This is a genomic window from Xanthomonas sp. NCPPB 3761 (genome assembly GCF_041475705.2).
Taxonomy (GTDB): Bacteria; Pseudomonadota; Gammaproteobacteria; order Xanthomonadales; family Xanthomonadaceae; genus Xanthomonas; species Xanthomonas phaseoli.
Genome location: NZ_CM191262.1, coordinates 843,684 through 862,457, shown reverse-complemented (window position 1 = coordinate 862,457; position 18,774 = coordinate 843,684). Strand labels below are relative to the sequence as shown.

Sequence of the window (18,774 nt, the reverse complement as noted above, 5' to 3'; positions counted from 1 at the left end):
CCGCAGTGGTGGGCAAACAAGGACGCTGAGACAGCCCGTCGACCGGCAGCTCTATGACCCTGTGGCGAACGAGCCGCAGCGTGCATCCAACCCAAAAAACAGCTGGATCTCAGACCAGCATGGTCTGGGACGTCTTAAAGCCTGCCCTAACGCAACCTTGCTATAGCTGCGGAGTATTTCGACCAGCGCAGCGCATCGGGCATCATGCGCCGATGAAGATCTATCTTGTTGGCGGCGCAGTCCGCGATGCATTGCTTGACCAGCCGGCTGGCGACCGCGACTGGGTGGTGGTCGGTGCCGATCAGGCGCAGATGGAAGCGCAGGGGTTCAAGCCGGTCGGCAAGGATTTCCCGGTGTTCCTGCACCCGCGCAGTGGCGAGGAATACGCATTGGCGCGCACCGAGCGCAAGTCCGGCCGCGGATATCGCGGCTTCGTGGTGGACGCCGACCCATCGGTGACACTGGAAGAAGACCTGCTACGCCGCGACTTCACCATCAACGCGATCGCGCGCGATGAGGAAACGGGTGAATTGTTCGATCCGTACAACGGTGCGCGTGATCTGCAGGCGCGCGTCTTGCGGCATGTCGGTCCGGCGTTCATCGAAGATCCTGTGCGCGTATTGCGTGCCGCGCGCTTCATGGCGCGGCTGGCACCGCTGGGCTTCACTGTCGCTGCTGAAACTGCGGCATTGATGCGGGACATGGCCGCCAGCGGCGAACTCGATAGCCTGGTGCCGGAGCGCGTGTGGCAGGAGCTGCGGCGCGCCTTGGGCTGCGCGCAGCCCTCGGCGTTCCTGCGCACGCTGCACGACACCGATGCGCTGCGGGTCATCCTGCCGGAAGTCGATGCGCTGTACGGCGTGCCGCAGCGCGCCGAATTCCATCCGGAGGTCGACACCGGCATTCACCAGGAAATGGTCAGCGACATGGCCGCGCGTCTCGCGCCCGGCGACGCGCTGGTGGGCTTTGCCGCTCTGACCCACGATCTGGGCAAGGCACTCACACCACCCGAGGAATGGCCGCGCCACGTCATGCACGAACAACGCGGCGTGGCGCCATTGCAAGCGCTGTGCGAACGCCTCAAGGTGCCGCAGGAGTATCGCCAGCTCGCCGTCACCGCCTGCCGCGAGCACTTGAACGTGCATCGCCTGGCCGAGCTGCGCGACCGCACCCTGCACGAGCTGCTGGTGCGCTGCGATGCGTTTCGCCGGCCGGAACGTATCGCGCAGCTGGCACTGGTCTGCGAAGCCGACAAGCGTGGCCGTCTGGGTAGCGAAGAGGCCGCGTACCCACAAGGCGAAGAACTCAAGCGACTGCACGCCGCGGCCCTGGCAATCAACGCGCGCGACCTGGCAGCCGAGGGCCTGCAAGGCCCACAGATCGGTGAAGCATTGGCAAAGGCGCGCATTGCGGCGATTGCGGCGGCACGAAAAATCGGTGCATGACTGCGTGTCGCGCACCTGTTTTCACGTGCAACGCGATGTAGGGGCGCAAGCAAGGACGGAATTGCAGCAACCCGGTGCACCGAAAGCCTGCCCATCCGACGTCAGTAATTCACCGGAAATCCGATTTCCGCGGTTAGATAAAGGCGGCTGCCCACGAGCAGCCGCCGCGGCCGGGCATCACAGCTTGAAGTTCAGGCTCAACATGAAAGAGCGACCGTTCTTGTAGATGTAGTACGGCTGGTTCTTGTTGGCGATGTAGCTGAAGTAGGTTTCATCCAGCAGGTTGGTGGCCTCCAGCGCCACGCGCAGCCGCTCGGTGGCCTGGTAGCCGAATGATGCATCTACCTGCGTAAACGCGTCGGTCATCTGCTGCCCGTTGAGCCGGCCAATCTGGGTGAAATATTCCGAGCGCCACCCCAGATTCACCCGTGCGCTCCACTTGCCCTGCTCGTAGTACGGGCTGATGTTGTAGGCGTTGCGGGAGTTGTAAGGCAGGCTGTAGTCGCCGTCGGTGTTGGAATCGGAATAGGTGTAGTTGGCCACCACGCCGAAGCCATTGCCGAAATTGTGCTGCAGATTGAGCGCCACACCGCGCACCTTGGCATCGCCGGCATTGGTCGGCACCGATGTCTGGTAGGTACTCGATCCACCGGTGGCGTTATTGAAAAACACACGGTCCTGCACGGTGGTCAGGATGTAGTTGGAGATATCGCGCGAGAAGAATTCGCCACTGAGCAAGCTGCTGTCGGAGAAATACCACTCCAGCGAGGCGCCCAGGTTGGTCGACTCGTATGGGCTCAGTCCCGGATTGCCGGTCGACGCCGTCAGCGTGGTGTCGTCGGTGGCCACGTATGGCGTCATGTTGGTGTAGCGCGGCCGCGCGATGACCTTGGAGGCGGCAAACCGCAGCATCAGGTCGTCGCGCAGGTCGTAGGCAATGTTGAACGAAGGCAGCCATTTGCCGTAGCTGCTGAGAAAGTTGACCGGCGTGTAGCCGCCGCCCGGTGCATAGCTGTAGCCATCTGTCGAATCACGCGAATGCACGTAACGCATGCCGATGTTGCCGCGGTACCGCGCGCCGGAAAAATTGCCTTGCAAAAACCATGCACGGTTCTGCTCTTGGATGCTGTAGTTGCCGGCATAGCTGATCGGCAGCCCATCATCGCCTTCCAGTCCGCTGATATACCGGCTGATCGCACCACTGTTGATGGTCGACCAGCGTTGCATGTCGGCGCTGGTCGACAGCCCGTCCAGATAGCCCGACGGCGTGATGCCCGGCGAGAATGCCGCCAGCGTGCTGCCATCGTTCGGGGTCCAGGTACGGCTATAGGACGATTGCCCGGTGGCGTGATTGGTGAGCTTGATGCCGGTGAGGATCTGCGTAAACGGCCCCCACTCCACCGCATGATCGAAATCCAGCTGCAGATAGCGCTCCTTGTCGTACTGCGGGCTGTGACTGGCCGATGCGTTGTTGAGCTGCATCGCTGCCGCATTGGTGGGATCGGTGCTGTAGTCCATCGCGGTACGGCGCCCATCGATGGCGTAGCTGTAGCCAGCCAGATTGCGGAACTGGATGCCGTAGATACGCTCGGCGCCGCCTTGCGAACTGGTGTAGCCCACCTGGCTGGAGGCATTCCAGCCATCGCCATGCCAGTCGGTGCGCAAGTGGATGCTGCCGGTGCTGACCTGGCTATTGCGCAGATAGCCGTCGAGATAGGTGTTGGACTGATCGCCGAACGTACCCGAAGTGGCGATACCGTTTTCGAAGCCCAGGGCCTGCGCATCTCCCGGCGTCGAACCCCAATAGCCGTAGCGGCTCTGGTTGTAGTTGTCGAAGCTTTCCTTGACATACAAACCGGTCAGATTGAGCTCGAAATCGCTATCCGGCTTCCACTGCAGCGCTGCGCTGACACCGTCGCGCTTGCGCGTCTGCTGGAACAACGCCGTGTTGATCGAGGTCGGAAACACGCCGGTGTTGCTGCCGACCACACCTGGTGGAAACCCGGCGCCCTGCACATTGTCATAGCCGAAAATTTCGACGCCGTCGCGGCGCAGGACACGCTGCGAATGCATCACCGAGGTAAGCACGCCCAGCGTTTCGTCCTGGTTCTTCCAGCTGTACAGCGCCGAGGCGTTCGGCTTGCCTTCGTCGGAACGATCGTTGTAGCCGTAACTGACGGTCCCGGTGAGCGTGTTGCGATCCAGATCGAGCGGTTTGCGCGTATGCACGATCACGGTTCCACCGATGGAGCCCTCGTCGATGCGCGCTTCGGGCGTCTTATAGACCTCCATCAAGCCGACCACCTCCGGCGCCAGCGTGCTGTAGTTGAACGAGCGACTGTCCGGATCGTTGGGATCGCCGCCCCAACTGGTCGATGCGATGGTCTGGCCATTGAGCAGCACGCGATTGAGCGCCGGGTCGGTGCCCAGGATGCTGACTTTCTCACCCTCGCCGAACTGCCTGTCCACCGTGATACCGGACAACCGTGACAGCGATTCGGCAACATTGGTATCTGGAAACTTGCCGATGTCTTCGGCGCTGATCGCATCGACGATCGCGTCGGCGTTGCGCTTGACGTTGAGCGCCTTGCCCAGGCTGGCCTGGTAACCCACCACCTTGATTTCGTCCAGGGTGGAGACCGAGGGACTGGTTTGTGATGGTGTCTGTTGTTGCGCGGGTGCGGGCTGCTCCTGCGCAACTGCGGGAAGGCTTGCGACGCAGGCCAGGCTGGCGCCACCAATGAGCAGTCGCCCGACAGCAGCACTCAATGGTGAGCGGCGCAATAGGTTGTTGGACGCAGATAACGGAACACAAGGGGAGAACACGAACATACGGGAAAACAGCATTGCGTGGACCTCATCACTGATGTCGGATGGCAACCGCGTGGTTGCACAACGGCGCGCGACGCGCGTGCCTAGCCCGTGATCCGTCCCCTGTGCCGGATACGAGCAGCCGCCCGCATTGCATGACGACATGCGGGTAAACGCCGGACCGCTGGAACAACGGCCGGTTGTCGTCTTCTCAGACGTGGAGCAGGTATGTCTTTGCTGAGAACGTTACCAGCGAAGGTGCCTTCCGTGGATGGCAGTGTCAACCCGCTGCTGCATACCTCTATTTTTATGCACTAAACACCGCCTTCCCTGCAGATGTCGGGATGATGGCGTGATCGCTGTCTCACTGTCTTTGGCGTCGATGCAGACCACTGCGCCCTAGACGCTGCTCGCACAAGGCGGCGCACCCGAATGTTGCGGCGCAAAGTGTCTGCGCACGCGGCGTGTGTTGCCCATACAAGCATGGATGATGCGCATACAACCTGCGGAGGTTTAAGCGCTGCGCTGTCGTCCGATAGCCGATGGCCAGCTGCAGGCGTGCCGGGTCAGACAACAGCCTCTCCACCGCAGGACTGGTTTCATCGTTGCCTCAGGGCGTGCACGGCGCCAGCGTCCGGCATAGTTCCGGCGGCCTGCAACAACACCTGCACATCAGGTGCTGGCGGCAACGAGCGCGTTGGTCGGGTACGCAAGGCCCAACATGCGACATGCGCCGATTCAATGCAGGGCCCGCTGCACGCCCTGCATTTCAAAGATCAAACACAACCCACGCACCGCATCACGCAATGCGGTGCGCACGATGCATAGATCGGCAAAATCGTGTTGCCAGTGGCGCTTAATCGCGCTGCCCAGCCACCCACGTGCCCAACACCTGCACATCGTCATCCACCAGTACCAGATCGGCCTGGTAGCCGGGTGCGATGCGTCCCAGGCGTTCGCCCAGGCCAATGCATTGCGCAGGATAGGTGGAGGCCATGCGCGCGGCTTCGGCCAGGTCCACGCCCAGCCAGCGCACGCTGTTGCGCACGGCAGTGGCCATGTCCAATGCAGAGCCGGCCAGTGCACCGTCGGCATTGCGCACCATGCCATCCACGGCGGTGATGGTTTCGCCATAGAGGTCGAAACTGGCGCTGTCGCTGCCGACCATCGGCATGGCGTCGGTCACCAGCAGCAACTTGCCGCGTGGCTTGGCCGCGAGCGCCACACGCAGGCTGGCCGGATGCACGTGCACGCCGTCGACGATGACGCCGCACCACACATTGAGGTCTTCCAGCGCAGCGCCCACGGCATTGGGTTCGCGCCCGGCCAGTTGCGACATCGCGTTGTACACGTGCGTGAAGCCGCTGACGCCGGCGGCAATGCCATCGCGCGCCTGCTCGTAGGTGGCCGCAGTGTGGCCGGCAAACACGATTGCGCCGCCAGACACGAACGCGCGGATGTCCTCCACCGGCACGCGCTCGGGGGCGAGCGTGATCAGGGTGACGCCGTTGTCCAATGAGGTATCGACGGCAATCTCGTGCGCGTCCGGCACCCGGAACTTGTCTGCGTCGTGCGTGCCCTTACGCGCAGGACTCAGGTACGGACCCTCCAGATGGATGCCAAGCACGCCGGGCACGCCTTGCGCGATGGCCTGGCGCGTGGCATCGATCGCTTCGGCCATCACCTGCGCGGTGTCGCTGATCAAGGTCGGCAGCATGCCGGTGGTGCCGAAACGACGATGCGCGGCCGCAATGGTGGCCAGTGCCTGCGGGTCGCGTGCGTTGTTGAACAACACCCCGCCGCCGCCGTTGACCTGGATGTCGATGAAACCCGGCAGCAAGGTGGCGCCGCCCAGATCCACGCGCGTGTGCGCCTGCGCCACGCGCGCATCGTCGGCCGGCACGATCGCCTGGATCTGCGTGCCAGCCAGCATCACGACCAGGCCATCCTGCAATCCGTTGTCGGTGAGCACGCGTGCATTGCACAGTGCCTGAGTCGCGAGAGCATGCATGATCAGACGGTTTCCGTGACCTTGTTCAGATGCGGCGGAAGATCGGGATTGTTGCCGCGCTGCAGCGCCAGTGCATTGATCGCGCGATAGAAGCTCTGCACGGTCAGCAGCGGCGCGCAGGCCGGGTGCGCGGCGTCTGCCAGCGGTAAATCACCACCGGGCGCGGCCAGCCACACCTGCGCGCCACGCGCGCGGAATTCTTCGGCCAGTGCGCGGGTACCGGCGCCGGTTTCGTCGGGCTGTGCGAACACCAGCACCGGGAAGCCCGGCCCCACCAGGGCCATCGGCCCGTGCTTGACCTCGGCCGAGCTGTAGGCTTCGGCGTGCAGGCCGCAGGTTTCCTTGAACTTCAAAGCTGCTTCCTGCGCTGCGCCCAGGCCCAGCCCGCGGCCGAGCACGAACAGGTTGTGCGCAGGCACCAGGCCAGCGGTAAGCACCGACCAATCGGCCTGCCACGCGCTGCGCAACTGCTGCGGCAAGGCGTCGAGCGCGGCCAGCAAGGCCGGGTCGTTTTTCCACACAGCGCCCAGATGCAGCACCGCGGCCAGCGAGGCGAGATAACTCTTGGTGGCGGCCACGCTTGTTTCCGGGCCTGCGCCCAGCGGAATCACCACCTCGGCCAGTTGCGCCAGCGGCGAATCTTCCACGTTGACCAGGGCGACCACGCGCGCGCCGGCAGCCTTGGCGGCTTCGGCATTGCGCAGCAGATCCGGGCTCTTGCCCGATTGCGAAATCACGATATACAGCGCGCCACGCAGCTGCAGCGGCGCCGCGTAGACCGAGCCCACCGATGGCGACGCAGATGCGGTGACGATGCCGAGCTGGGTTTCGAACAGGTACTTGGCATAGGTGGCCGCATGATCGGAGCTACCGCGCGCGCAGGTCACCACGAACGGCGGTGGTGTCTGGCGCAGCGACTGCGCAAGCGCGGCGATGGTGTCGGCATTACGCCCGAACTGTGCAGCCACCACATCGGCGGTCTGCGCCGCTTCGCGGAACATCAAGGTCTCGGTTTCGGAGGGAAGGCTCATCGTGGCTCAGGCAGATTCAGGAGGAAGGGGTTTGCCAGTGGACGCAGGTGCCGGCGCGGTGGAGCCGCGCACCACCAACTGCGGCACGAAGCCGCGGCTCTGCAATTGCGCCGGTTGGTCGTCGTAGGCGTCGCTGCGCAGCTGGCTGATCAACAAGCGTGCGGCATGCCGCGCGATGTCGTCGGTGGCCTGCTTGGCAGTGGTCAATGCCGGCCACGACTGGCGCGAGAACGGGCTGTCTTCGAACCCGGCGATCGACAATTGATACGGTACGTTCATGCCGGTGGACTTGGCTGCGGCCAGCACGCCTGCCGCGATTTCGTCATTGCTGCCGAAGATGGCGGTGGGCGGCTCGCGCAACGACAACAGCCGGCGTGCGCCACGGAAGCCATCGTCGAAGGTGTAGTCGCCGGGAATCACCAGGTGCTTGTCCAGGCTGATGCCGTAATCCTTCAACGCCGCTTCATAGCCGGCATAACGCTCGCCGCTGGAGCGATGTTGCGGGCCGCCCCACAGGAAGCCGATGCGTTGATGGCCGAGCTGGATCAGGTGCTCGGTGATTTCATAGGCGGCATCGCGGTCGTCGATATAAACGCACGGGCCGTCGCCGGGGTCGTCGGTGGAGGCGATGATGCGCACGCTCTTGATGCCGCGCGCGGCCAGGCCGGCCAGCAATTCCGGCCGTTCGGACATCGGCGCGGTCAATACCACGCCGGCCAGGCGCGAGCGCTGCACCCATTCGGCCAGTTCTTCGGCCAGCAACGGCGAGGTGGAATCGCAGGGATGGATCTGCAGGCCGAAGCCGGTTTCCCGGCACGCCGCCAGCACGCCGTTCTGGATGCCGATGATGTGGTACGGGTTGGGATTGTCGTATACCAGGCCGATCACGAACGGCGTGCCGCTACGCAGGTTGCGCGCGGACGGGTCGGGTTCGTAGTCGAGATCGGCGATGGCGCGCAGCACGCGTGCGCGCGTGGCCTGCATCACCGACGGCTCGTTGTTGATCACCCGCGACACGGTCTTCAACGAGACCTTGGCGCGTTCGGCGACATCTTTGATGGTGGGCCTGCGCATGGATGTACCTTGTCCGTCGGAACGCATCATGCCGCCGCGATCACTTGGCCTGGGCCGGCAGGCCCACGCGATGACCGCGCAGCGAATAGAACAGGATGTACAGATAGCACGGCACCATCAGCGCAGCGAACACGACCTGGAAGTCGTAATGCTGCTTGAGGATGGCGAACAGCTGCGGAATGATCGCGCCGCCGGCAATGCCCATCACCAACAGGGCCGAGCCGATTTCGGTGAAGCGCCCCAGTCCGCGAATGGCCAGCGGGAAGATCGCCGGCCACATCATCGCGTTGGCAAAGCCGAGCGCGGCCACGAAGCCTACCGACACATAGTTTTCGGTGAACAAGGCACCCAGCGAGAACAGCACACCCAGCACCGCCGACACGCTCAGATAACGCGCCTGCGAGATCACGCGCGGAATCAGTACCAGGCCGGCGATATAGCCCAGCAACATCGCGCCCAATGTGTAGGAGGTGAAGATCTTGGTGCTGTCCAACGGGAGACTGAAACCGTGCCCGTAGGTACCGATGGCATCGCCGACCATCACTTCCACGCCCACGTAGACGAACAGGCACAGCACGCCCAGCCACAGGTGCGGGAACTGGAAGATGCTGGATTTCTCCACGCCACCGCTCGCGCCCGGCGTGGCATTGGCTTCGGAGGGCTTGAGCTCGGGCAGCGGCGAGAACAGCACGCCGATGGCCAGCAGCAACAGCACACCGGACATCACCAGATACGGCGCGTGAATCTTGGCGGCGAAGGCGGTGAGCAAGCTTTCCTTGGTTGCCGCATCGGCGCTGGCCACCTGCGCGGACAGGTCACCAATGCCGTGCAGCACCAGCGAGCCGATCAGGATCGGCGCCAGGATGCCGGCAATCTTGTTGCAGATGCCCATCAAGGCAATACGGCGCGCGGCGCTTTCGATCGGCCCGAGAATGCTGATGTACGGGTTGATCGCCGTCTGCAGCAGGGCAAGGCCGCTGCCGATGACAAACAGGCCGCCCAGCGCGCCCGGATACCAGCGCTGCGTGGCGAACTGGCCGAAGCCTGCTGCGCCCACGGCCATCACCACCAGGCTCAGCGCCAGGCCTTTCTTCATGCCGGTGCGTTTGAGAATCCACGACGAGGGCAAGGCCAGAAAGAAGTACGACAGGTAGAACACCATCAGCACCAGGAACGCGTTGACCTCGTTGAGATCGAACGCCAGCCGCACGAAGGTGATCAGCGGCCCGTTGATCCAGGTGAAAAAGCCGATGATGAAGAACAGCACGCCGACGATGGCGATTGAGACAACGGGATTTGCGGGCCTGGCGGTAGTCATGGATCGGCTGGCTCTGAGGTTGTCGTAAGGAATGCCGTTGGCATCAGCGGCGCAGTTCGGCGACGAAATCGTAGAAATCGTTGTGGCAATAGGTGTCGGTCAATTCGATCGCACTGCCATCGCGGGCATAGCCCACGCGCACCACATGCAAAATCGCCTCGCCGGTCTTCATGCGCAGGTGTTCGGCCAACCGTGCGGGCAGATTGATGGCGCGGAAGTACTGCAGTGCGCGCACCACCGGCGTGCCCTGCGCATCGAGATAGCTGTAGAGCGAATCGCCGATCTGCTGCGGGTCGGCGACGATGCGTTTCGGCAGCACCGCGTGCTCGTAGGCCATGACGCGGTCGTCGGCGCTGCGCAGACGCGTCAGCGAGGCCACCGCCGCATCCGGCGACAAGCCCAGCCGCAAGATCTCTTCACCATGCGCCGGGCGCAGCCGCCGCTCCAGCCAGCGCGTCCCCGGCTCATAGCCCTTGATGCGCAGCGTCTCGCTGAAACTGGTCAGGCCGCTGAGCTGATGCTGGATCTGGGTGGTGACAAAGGTGCCGGCGCCCTGCCGGCGCGAGACCAAGCCTTGTTCGACCAGCACATCCACCGCCTGGCGCAGGGTCACCCGCGAGATCTGCAGCCGTTCGCACAGCTGGCGCTCGGCCGGCAGCGCCTCGCCGGCCTTCCACTGCCCGCCGCGAATGGCATCGCTGAGCTTGGCGGCCAGTTGCAGGTACAGCGGCGTCGGTGCGGAAGCCTCCAGCGCCAGCGCGTCCATCCTGGGGTCGTCGTCCGTCCTGGCATTGGTTCTGGGTCTGGCCACTGCCTGTCCTCCGGACCGACTTGGATTTGTTAGGTCCAATATAGTACCAATTCGCTCCGCGTGCATCAGGCCCTGGGCGCCCCCGAATGCATCCGATCGGGCGAGGCATCGGGCCGTGGCAGATCGGCTGCACTCCCCTGGCCGGCGCCGTGCAGGCCTCCCAGGGCTGATGCGCAGGTTGCATGCGCGCTGACGAATGCCGATCACGCGACACCGCGCCATGGCGAAACGTCTTCCGGCGGATGCCCCGGCGTGTTGCTTGGATCGGCCGCGATGGATGCGCCAGCGGCGCCGCATGCACGCGCATGGTGCAGGGAAACCGACGCTACGGCGCGCAGCCAGCGATGGCGCTAATTGCGCAATTGACCGTGGTCGTTGCGCACCAACCCGCGCTCCGGTGTGGCAGCGAAGCCCAGCAACTGCAGGCCGACACCCAATACCGCGTCCTGCGCCGGATCGACGCGCGACTGCAGCTGCCAGCGTCCGTCGGGCCAGAGTTGCAGCTGTGCTTCGGCCTGCACGCCGGCGGGCAACGCGGTATCGGGCAACAAGGTCAGCACGGCAACGTTGTCCACGCATGCCGGCTGCCCGGACAAGCGCAGCGGCGGCAGACCGGGCAGCTCGCCCGTGCCGCTTGCCAGCACTTGCAGACTGACCCGCCCGTGCGCCCGCACACAGCCGGTGGCATCGAATAGCAGATCCACCTGCTGCAACTGCAACGCCAGATCGATCAGCGCCACGCCACCCGGCTGGCGCACCAGCAGTTGGCCCTGTGCATTACGCATGCCGCGTTGCGCGCCATCCACCAAAAGCAGTTGCAACTGTGCGGACTGCAATTGCACCTGACGTTCGCCATGCACCAGCGACCAGACCCGCGGCCGCACCGCCACATCGCCGAACGCGACGCCTTGCCATTGCACCTGCCGCAACGTGCCGGCCCAGATCGGGCCCTCCACGTCCAGCACCGAAAACGGCAGCCCCTCGCGCGGCAGCACCAGGCGCAACGGGACAAACGCCAGCAGCGCGACACCCGCCATCGACAGCAAGAGCAAGGCCCAACGCATGCGAGTCACGGTCCCGATTCCGCAAACCCGCAGCGTACGCGGAGTTGACCCTGCTCGCGTGCCACACGCAGGTGGGTCGGCACCAGGCCGTGCGCCTGTCGCAATCGCTCAAGCCAGCCGAACAGCGTGGCGGCGCTGACGGCATCGATCTGCACCTCCACCCCGCCCGCGGCACTGCGGTGTTGGGAGGTGATGTCGACGCCGGCATCGCGTGCGCTGCTTGCGATGATCTCGGCCAAGGCCGCTGGGCCCGGTGCGGCAGCGCGTCCGGTCGATGCTGCCTGCGCAGATGCATCGAGCACCAGCTGCGCAGCATCGGCATAGCGCGCCCAAGCCCGGTCATGCCAGTGGCGCAATGGCATGTAGAGCGCGTACCAGCCCACGAAGGCCGCCAATGCCGCGCACATCACGCCCAGCATGCGCCGCTCTCGCGGCGCCCGTGCCTGCCACCAGTGCGTGCCGCGTTGCACAGCTGCCTTCATCGCAATAGCTCCAACGCAAACGGTGTCCGCATGCGACCGTCTTCGACCTGGCTGCTGCCCGGATCCAACTGCCAGCCGGCATCCGCAAGCCGCGCCGAGAGCTGTTGCAGGCTGGCGTCATCGGTGTGCAGCAAGGTCGCACGTAATGGCTGTGCGGCGTTGTAGTCCAGCTGATCCAGTTCTGCCGCTGGAAGGGCATCGACTGCGGCAAACAAGGTGCTCAGTTGCACCGCCAGGCGATTGGTCGCCGTGCCGGCCTGCCGACGCGCCTGCAATGCGGCGGGCACCGCCGCTGCATCGCGCACACCCAACTGCGTGGCGGCGCGCGTTTGCAGTACACGCGCACCGATCTCGTAGCGCAATGTCTGCGCCAGCAACAGCAGTGCCGGCGAGAGCAGCACCAGTGCGGCCAACACCGCCAGACGGCGCGGAGCGCACTTTTGCTCAGCAGCGGCCTTGTTCGCGAACGGGTGCTGCAGAAGATTGATCGGCACGTGGGCAGCGTTGCGCGCAAAGCAGGCAATGGACTGCGTCGGATCGGGCACCGGCAGCACGGCCGGCACACCATCGCCCAGCAGCAAACGCGCCGCCTCTGGCTCCAGACTGCAGGCCAGCTGTGCGCCGCGGATCAGCCAACGGCCATCCCAGTGCATCACCGCGACCGTCGCAGCGGCACCGGGCTCCAGCAGCAGGCAATCCGGCACCACCGCATCGGGAACACAGCCCAGTTGCGTTGCGCGCGCCAGCCAGTGCTGCATCACCACGCTGTCCACTGCAGCGACCAGGCGCGTGCCATCAGCCTCCGCGCCAGCGGCAATCACCACATGCAAGGCCTGCGCGTCGACAGCCAGATGCTCGGCCAAATGCAGGCGCGCAGCAGCCCGTGATTGCGCCATGCTACGGCCAGGCAAGCGCAACCAGCGCAGGTGCACATCCACACCCGGCACCACCAGGAGGGTACGCGCGGATGGCTCAGGCGGCGTCGTGGCCCGCCTCACCGATTGCACCTGCCCCTGCGCATCCACACCTACCGCAATGGATTGGGCACCTGCATCGGTTGGCAGCAACAACAAGGTGGTGGTCATTGGTCAGAACTCCATTGGCGCGCGACCAGCCGGACCCGGCCGGCCGTTTCCTGTTGCAGCAATGCTTCCAGCATGACCTGCGCGCCGGCATGGTCGACCTGGCTGTAGAGGGAGAAATAGCGGGTGCGCAGTTCGAGCTGTTCCAGCACCGCATTGGACAGCCCGGCCTCCATCAGTGCCGGCTGGCTGAGAAACATCCTGATGTCGCGCCATCCTCCGGCCTGCCGTGCAGCAATGATCCGTCGCGCGGCCGGCAGTTCCAGCGCTCCTTCGGTCAACGCCACCAGTACCGGCGCATCGTCCAGGCGCAGCGTGTTGATATTGATCGGTGACAAGCGGCCCTCCGGCAATGCGCAGACATACGGCTGCAGTTGCGCGATCAGTTGCGGCGTATAGCCGTCGATGGCGCGCAGTTCGCTGACGCCCGCGAGCAAGGTGGCACCGGTACGCCGTGGCACGGCGGCCTGCAGGTAGCGCTCGTCTTCGGCGCCATGCGCGCCCGGCTGTGTGTCGGAGTCGATCCAGTCCACCAATGCGTCGGTCAGCGCATGCGCCTGTTGCGGGGCGATGCCCAACACCTCGAGCAATGCACGATATTGGCGTGCCCCCTCATCGCTACGCTGCCATTGTTCGGGCGCACCAACGACCACGCTGTTGAGATTGAAGCAACCGCCGCGATCGCGCAGGCGCACGCTCACCGCGCCGTCGTCCAACGGAAAGCGGATCGTCTGGTCGTTCCAGCCGCCGTCCAGCGTCGTGCGCAGCGGATCCCGTTTGGACAGTGCCTGCAAGCGCTGCCGCGCAACGGCCTCGCTGCCCAGCGCGTACCACTGCGCTTGCGTCATCGCCTGGCCATTGCCGCTGCGGCGCAGACCAAAGCGCAGGTCTTCCAGCATGGCCGCCATCAGCAAGGTCATCACGGCAACCAGCAGCAATACCGTGAGCAAGGCCACGCCGCGTTGCCTGGCAGGTGCGTGCAGTGCCATCACGTGCGCCCTTCCGGCAACAGGAACAGTTGGCGCACGCGCCCCCAGTGCTCCAGGTCCAGCTCCAGCGCGATTGCATCCGGCAACGCTTCAAGCCCGCCGCTCCAGCCATCGCTCCATTGCGCCCGGTAATGGAATGCCACCGCCGCCGAACGCACGCCGCGCAAAAGCACCTGCGGCGTGCCAGCTGCCGCGCCGTCGAGCGCAGGACGTGCGCTGCGCTCCAGCCGCCCCTCCACGACCCGGTATTCCACGTATTGCAGCGACGCACGCGGCGCCTGGTCCGGATTGCTCCAGCCACGTCGCACAAACCCGAACAACGGCCCGTACGTTCCAGGCGCACTGGCGACAAATGCACTGCGTGCGGCGCTGCCCTCGCTGTTGCGCGTGCGGCGCACGGCAGCCTGCTGCAGGTCGCTGCGCAGCAGGCCATGGGCCAATTGCAACTCGCGGATCTGCTGCAGCCGCGCACGCACGGCATCGCGCTGGTCGATGCTCTGCCGCATCACCATCACCGCAGCTGCGGCCACCAGTGCGAACACCGCCAGCGCCACCAGCAATTCGATCAAGGTGAAGCCGCGCGTGCGCTGTTTGCGGATCATTCGGCGCTCCGCAGGATAGTCAGACCGGCAACTTCCTGCGCCTGGCCTGCGGGGCGCACGCGCACCTGGATTTGCAACAAGCCTGCAGCGCTGGCCGGCGTCGACTGGCGCTGCCATTCCCAGCTGCGCCCGCCGAGCACCACCTGCCCGTGCGCAGGCGCGCCGATCGCGGCAGCCGGCGCCAGCGTCGCCTCGATCGCCTGGTTTTCCGCCACCACCGCGGCCAACGCACGCTCCTCCAGCACCACGGCGGTGCGGGTACTCTCGCCGGAAAGGTTCAACAGGCCGACCGCCGCCATGGCGAAGATCGCCAGCGCGACGATCAGTTCGAGCAGCGAGAATCCACCTGATGCGCGTGCGTCAGCGAGATGGCGCATCAACCTGCACCACGCCTGCGGCATCGACCACGACCTGCACCTGTTGCCGGCCGTCGCCCAACGCGATGCGCTGCGGTGTGGCCGCACCGGTGGGATCGAAGCGCACACTCACGCGTCTGCTGTCGGCGGGCAGCTGCGCCTGGATGCCTTGCGGCCAGCGCATCGCGGCAAATGGCGCTTGATCCAAGGCAACCCACTGCTGCTGCGCCTGGCGACGGAAACCGTAACCGCCGGCATCGATGCCGACCTCCACCATGCGCAAACTCAGGATCGCTTCGTCGCGTGCATGTATCAGCGCGCTGGCCAGCGTGTCGGCATGATCGTGCAGATCGCGGCGCGTATCCGGCAAGGTCATCACCACCAACGTGCTGGCCAGCGCGGCAATGACCAGCACGGCAAGCATCTCGAGCAAGGTGAAGCCACGCGCGCTGCGGTTTGCCACGCGCATCCGCAGGCGCGGGGAACACTGCCCTGGTGGGACCAGCATTGCAGACATGGCCGGCACTCAGCGCCAGTTGCCGATATCGGCATTATCGGCGTCGCCACCTTCGGCACCGTCTGCGCCGAACGAGTAAACGTCGAAGCCGCCATGGCGGCCCGGGCGCCAGTACTGGTATGCATGCCCCCATGGGTCTTCCGGCAGCCGGCGGATATAGCCGCCCTGCCGGTAGCGTTCCGGCCGTGCCAATCCGCTCGGCGGGTTGAGCAGGGCCTGCAGCCCTTGTTCGGTGCTCGGGTAGCTGAGGTTGTCCAGGCGATAGGTTTCCAGCGCCTGCTCCAGTACCGCGACGTCGGCGCGGGCTTTTTCCACCATCGCGCGATCCTGGCTGGGCATCACATTGATCATCACCACGGTGGCGAGCAGGCCGATGATGACGATGACCACCATCAGTTCGACCAGGGTGAAGCCACGCGTGCGACGACGTGCCGTCAGCGAGCGAACGCGTGCACGAGGGTGGATGAACTGCATGAGGATCTCCAAGATGAGAGGCCGCGCTCAGCCAAGCGCGAGAGTGTTGAATTGCAGGATGGGCAGCAGGATCGACAACACGATGACCGCCACCACGCCGCCGAGCAGCACGATGATGGCCGGCTCCAACAGGCTCATCGCGGCGGCGGTAAAGGCCTCGAATTCGCGTTCCAGGTAATCGGCGGCACGCTCCAGCATCGGCGCCAGGCGTCCGCTGTTCTCGCCGCTGGAGGCCATGTACAGCAGCGTCGGCGGAAACACCCCCGCACGCTTCATGGCCGCGGCCAGGCTGCCGCCTTCGCGGATCGCGGTGACCATGCTGTCGGTGGCCAGGCGTAGTGCGCGGTTGTCCACGGTACGCGCGGCAATCATCAGCCCCTCCATCAACGGCAAGCCGCTGTTGACCATGATCGCCAGGGTGCGCGCCATGCGCGCGGCGTGCAGATCGCGAATCAGCCGGCCCAGCAGCGGCGCACGCAAGAGCACCCGGTCTGCGGCCAGGCGCAGCGCAGGGCGCTGGAGCAGCCGTGCCATTGCAACCAGCGCCACCACCAGGGCAACCAGCAACGGGATGCCTGCGTGCAGCAGAAACTGCGACACGCCGATGACCACGCGCGTCAGCCACGGCAACGTGCGGCCCATCGAATCGAACTGGTCCACCACCTTGGGCACCACGAAGGTCATCAGCACGATCACCACCGCACCGGCCGTCGCTGCCAGCGCCGCCGGATACACCAATGCAGACTGCAATTTGCTGCGCACCTGCGCCTGGCGTTCGAGCAGATCGGCCAGTCGTTCCAGCACCTGCGGCAACGCACCCGCGCTTTCGCCGGCGGCCACCATCGCGCGATACAACGCAGGGAACGCCTTGCCCTGGCGTGCCATCGCGTCGGACAGTCGGAATCCTTCGACCACCAATGCATGCGTCTGGCTGGTGACCCGACGCACGCCGCGGCGTTCGGACTGGGTGCCGATGGTGCGCAAGGCCTCTTCCAGCGGTGCGGTCTCCACCAGCGTGGCGAGCTGGCGGGTGAACAGCACCAGATCCTTGCCGCTGAAGCGCGCTGCTCGCCCAGCCGTGCTGGCGGTCGCGGCCGCAGCCTCCACACGCACCGGCACCCATTGCCGTTGTTCCAGCTGCACACGTGCGCCGTGCACGCTGTCGGCACTGATGACGCCGTGCCGGTTGCGCCCGTGCAGATCGAGCACGGTGTAATCAAACTGCGGCATACGCGTCTTCCTGTTGGCGGGTGACGCGCAGTGCTTCTTCCAGCGTGGTCAGGCCCTGCAGCACCGCCGCGCGTGCCGCATCGCCCAGCCGCGGTGCGCGCGCGAAGGCCACCGCAGCCAATGCATCTTCGTCGGCGTTATCGCCGATCAGGCGGCGCATCGCATCGTCCACGGCAATGGCTTCGTAGATGCCCACGCGCCCGACGTATCCGCTGTGGTGGCAGGCGTTGCAGCCCACCGCTGTGTAGATCGCCGCATCGGCCGGCGCTTCCAACAGGTGGGCCGTTCCGGCGTCGATCGGCCGTGCACTGCGGCATTGCGTGCACAAGCGCCGCACCAGCCGCTGCGCCAGGATCAGTCGCAGGCTGGAAGCCAGCAAGAACGGCTCGATTCCCATATCGCGCAACCGCGTGACGGCGCCCACCGCATCGTTGGTGTGCACGGTGGAAAGCACCAGATGGCCGGTGAGGCTGGCCCGTACCGCAATCTGCGCGGTCTCGGTGTCGCGGATCTCGCCGATCATCACCACGTCCGGGTCCTGGCGCAGGATCGCGCGCAGGCCGGCGGCGAAGGTCATGCCGACACGTGCGTTGACCTGGGTCTGGCCGACACCGTCGATGGCGTATTCCACCGGGTCTTCCACGGTGAGGATATTGCGCGAGCCATCGTTGAGCAGGCTCAGCGCCGCGTACAAGGTCGTGGTCTTGCCAGAGCCGGTGGGGCCGGTGACCAGCACGATGCCATTGGGCACCTGCAATGCACGCTGCACGGTGTGCATCGCCGCAGGTGGCATGCCCAGCTGCGCCAGCGACAGCGTGCCCTGCTCCTTGTCCAGGATACGCAGCACCACCCGTTCGCTACCGCGCGTGGGCAACGTGGACACCCGCACGTCCAGTGCCTTGGCCCCCATCACCAGCGACACGCGCCCATCCTGCGGGATGCGCTTTTCGGCAATATCCAGCCGCGCCATCACCTTGACGCGCGACACCAGCAGCGGTGCGATGCGTCCGGGCAGCGTGGCCGCCTCGCGCATCACGCCATCCACGCGCAGGCGCACGCGCAAGCGCGATTCGTAGGATTCCAGATGCACGTCGGATGCACCCAGCCGTGCGGCCTCGGCGATGATGCCGTTGATCAGGCGGATGATCGGCGCATCGTCCTGGCTCTCGAGCAGATCGGCAGTGGGGATGTCGTCGATCAACGAATCCAGGCTGCCATGCAGATCCAGCGCTTCCACCTGCACGCCTTGCTCCAGCCCGGCATCGGCGTAGATCTCCGACACATGCCGGTCGAACACCGACGGCGCCAGCGTGCGAACCTGCAACGGCATCCCTAACGCGCGGCGCAACTCGATGAGGGCCTGCACATCGCCACCTTCGCGCAAACCGATCTGCGCGGCGGTGTCGCTGCCAAGCAGCACTACGCCGTGACGCTTGGCGAAGGCATAGGAAATGCTGGGGCGGGCGGCACTCATGGC

17 protein-coding genes are annotated in these 18,774 nt (G+C 65.3%); 1 reads left to right on the top strand and 16 read right to left on the bottom strand.

The annotated features are described in order from the left end of the window. Window positions 1–212 precede the first annotated feature (212 nt). Entirely contained in the window at window positions 213–1,445 is a 1,233-nt protein-coding gene (locus ACCQ00_RS03745) for a multifunctional CCA addition/repair protein (RefSeq protein WP_039573318.1), read from the top strand. Between the two features lie 177 nt (window positions 1,446–1,622). Here ACCQ00_RS03745 and ACCQ00_RS03740 read toward each other — a convergent pair whose 3' ends face one another. From ACCQ00_RS03740 to gspE, 16 genes are all read right to left on the bottom strand, one after another. Next, window positions 1,623–4,292, bottom strand: coding sequence for a TonB-dependent receptor (locus ACCQ00_RS03740; RefSeq protein ID WP_039573315.1), 2,670 nt, complete (start codon window positions 4,290–4,292; stop codon window positions 1,623–1,625). Window positions 4,293–5,112: 820 nt separating this feature from the next. Continuing rightward, window positions 5,113–6,267, bottom strand: coding sequence for an N-acetylglucosamine-6-phosphate deacetylase (gene nagA, locus ACCQ00_RS03735; RefSeq protein WP_039573313.1), 1,155 nt, complete (start codon window positions 6,265–6,267; stop codon window positions 5,113–5,115). Window positions 6,268–6,269: 2 nt separating this feature from the next. Beyond that, the gene (locus ACCQ00_RS03730) at window positions 6,270–7,298 is read right to left on the bottom strand and encodes an SIS domain-containing protein (RefSeq protein WP_039573310.1); all 1,029 of its coding nucleotides are present in this window, start codon (window positions 7,296–7,298) and stop codon (window positions 6,270–6,272) included. A 6-nt stretch (window positions 7,299–7,304) separates the two neighbouring features. Further along, window positions 7,305–8,372, bottom strand: coding sequence for a LacI family DNA-binding transcriptional regulator (locus ACCQ00_RS03725; RefSeq protein WP_003482633.1), 1,068 nt, complete (start codon window positions 8,370–8,372; stop codon window positions 7,305–7,307). Between the two features lie 40 nt (window positions 8,373–8,412). Then, a complete protein-coding gene (locus ACCQ00_RS03720) occupies window positions 8,413–9,690 on the bottom strand; it encodes a sugar MFS transporter (protein WP_039583598.1) in 1,278 nt (425 codons plus the stop codon). A gap of 43 nt (window positions 9,691–9,733) precedes the next feature. Then, complete coding sequence (locus ACCQ00_RS03715; RefSeq protein WP_039573304.1) at window positions 9,734–10,456, bottom strand: GntR family transcriptional regulator; 723 nt, start codon at window positions 10,454–10,456, stop codon at window positions 9,734–9,736. Window positions 10,457–10,851: 395 nt separating this feature from the next. Beyond that, the gene (gene gspN, locus ACCQ00_RS03710; protein ID WP_039573301.1) at window positions 10,852–11,565 is read right to left on the bottom strand and encodes a type II secretion system protein N; all 714 of its coding nucleotides are present in this window, start codon (window positions 11,563–11,565) and stop codon (window positions 10,852–10,854) included. A gap of 5 nt (window positions 11,566–11,570) precedes the next feature. Then, entirely contained in the window at window positions 11,571–12,047 is a 477-nt protein-coding gene (locus ACCQ00_RS03705) for a type II secretion system protein M (RefSeq protein WP_017156686.1), read from the bottom strand. Next, window positions 12,044–13,132 carry a type II secretion system protein GspL gene (gene gspL / locus ACCQ00_RS03700; protein WP_039573298.1) on the bottom strand — a complete coding sequence of 363 codons (1,089 nt, stop codon included), beginning with the start codon at window positions 13,130–13,132 and terminating at the stop codon, window positions 12,044–12,046. The genes ACCQ00_RS03705 and gspL overlap by 4 nt, the downstream gene beginning before the upstream one ends. Next, window positions 13,129–14,118: a type II secretion system minor pseudopilin GspK gene (gspK, locus tag ACCQ00_RS03695; protein WP_039573295.1), complete on the bottom strand. Its 990-nt coding sequence runs from the start codon at window positions 14,116–14,118 to the stop codon at window positions 13,129–13,131. Before gspK ends, gspL begins: the two co-directional genes overlap by 4 nt. Next, window positions 14,118–14,720 (bottom strand): type II secretion system minor pseudopilin GspJ, encoded by a 603-nt coding sequence (gspJ, locus tag ACCQ00_RS03690; RefSeq protein ID WP_039573293.1) that lies wholly within the window; start codon window positions 14,718–14,720, stop codon window positions 14,118–14,120. Before gspJ ends, gspK begins: the two co-directional genes overlap by 1 nt. After that, window positions 14,717–15,097, bottom strand: a complete 381-nt coding sequence (gene gspI / locus ACCQ00_RS03685) for a type II secretion system minor pseudopilin GspI (RefSeq protein ID WP_039573290.1) — start codon at window positions 15,095–15,097, stop codon at window positions 14,717–14,719. The genes gspJ and gspI overlap by 4 nt, the downstream gene beginning before the upstream one ends. Further along, the gene (locus ACCQ00_RS03680) at window positions 15,081–15,545 is read right to left on the bottom strand and encodes a GspH/FimT family pseudopilin (protein WP_039573287.1); all 465 of its coding nucleotides are present in this window, start codon (window positions 15,543–15,545) and stop codon (window positions 15,081–15,083) included. The genes gspI and ACCQ00_RS03680 overlap by 17 nt, the downstream gene beginning before the upstream one ends. 57 nt (window positions 15,546–15,602) lie before the next feature. Then, window positions 15,603–16,067, bottom strand: coding sequence for a type II secretion system major pseudopilin GspG (gene gspG, locus ACCQ00_RS03675; protein WP_039573284.1), 465 nt, complete (start codon window positions 16,065–16,067; stop codon window positions 15,603–15,605). A 27-nt stretch (window positions 16,068–16,094) separates the two neighbouring features. Beyond that, a complete protein-coding gene (gene gspF, locus ACCQ00_RS03670; RefSeq protein ID WP_039573282.1) occupies window positions 16,095–17,297 on the bottom strand; it encodes a type II secretion system inner membrane protein GspF in 1,203 nt (400 codons plus the stop codon). Beyond that, complete coding sequence (gene gspE, locus ACCQ00_RS03665; RefSeq protein ID WP_080949206.1) at window positions 17,284–18,771, bottom strand: type II secretion system ATPase GspE; 1,488 nt, start codon at window positions 18,769–18,771, stop codon at window positions 17,284–17,286. Before gspE ends, gspF begins: the two co-directional genes overlap by 14 nt. Between the last annotated feature and the right edge of the window lie 3 nt (window positions 18,772–18,774).